The organism is Bradyrhizobium sp. 1, from assembly GCF_023073315.1.
Lineage (GTDB): Bacteria > Pseudomonadota > Alphaproteobacteria > Rhizobiales > Xanthobacteraceae > Bradyrhizobium.
Genome location: NZ_JADPJH010000005.1, coordinates 1 through 948, shown reverse-complemented (window position 1 = coordinate 948; position 948 = coordinate 1). Strand labels below are relative to the sequence as shown.

The following is a 948-nucleotide window of genomic DNA, read 5'->3' as shown; positions in this document are numbered from 1 at the left end:
TGCTGTCGGAGCGGATGGTCTCGGCGAACTCGAACCCGTTCATGTCCGGCATCTCGATGTCGGTCAGGACCACGTCGAAGGTCTGCGCACGTAGCGCGGCGAGGCCCTCCTGCGCGGTCGGCGCCGTGCGGACGCGGTAGCCGGCGGCCTTGAGCACCGGGGCCAGCATGTTGCGGAAGAACGCGCTGTCGTCGACCAGCAGCACCGACTGCGAGTGCAGCGACGGCTTCATCTCCTTGCGGGTGAACCAGTCGGCGAACGCCATCGGCAGGAAGTGGCCGACGTCGATCACTTCGGTGGCCTGGCCCTTGATCACGGCCGAACCGAGAATGCCGGAGGAGGAGCCGCCGACCTCGATGTTGAGTCGTTCCTCGACGATGTCGATGATCTCGTCGACGACAAGGCCCATGGAGCGGCCGTCATCGGAGAACACCAGGATCGGCTGCGCGCCCTGGCTCGCGATGGTGACGCTCTCCATGGCGACGAGCGGCATCAGCTGCTCGCGGTACTGCACCATGTAGCGGCCGTTGGAGAACTCGATCTTGTCGGCGGGAAGCTCTTCCAGGCGGGTGACGAGCCCGAGCGGGACCGCCTTGGGCTGGCTGGAGCCGGCGCGGAAGACAAGGAGCGACGTGGTCTGCTCGGCCGAGCTGGATTGATTGGCGGCAGCGTCACCGGCCATGTCATGGGCCGAGGAGCCGGAGGCGCCGAGCGCCTTGGCGATACCGTTAGGATCTATGATCATGATGACCGCGCCATCGCCGAGGATGGTGTTGCCCGAGAACATGTCGATGTGGCGCAGCTTGGTCGACATCGGCTTGACGACGATTTCTTCGGTGTGGAACACGGCGTCGACGACGATGCCGAAAGTCTGGCTGCCGACCTGCGTGACCACGATGAAGCCGTTCTCGGGATCGGAGGCGGCGCCGTCGTCGATCTTGAGCAGCT

Annotated in this window: 1 protein-coding gene; it reads right to left on the bottom strand. The window is 65.3% G+C overall.

Features of this window, described 5'->3' with window-relative positions:
• The coding region (locus IVB29_RS02565; protein WP_247501831.1) for a chemotaxis protein CheW at window positions 1-948 on the bottom strand (948 nt) is incomplete at both ends.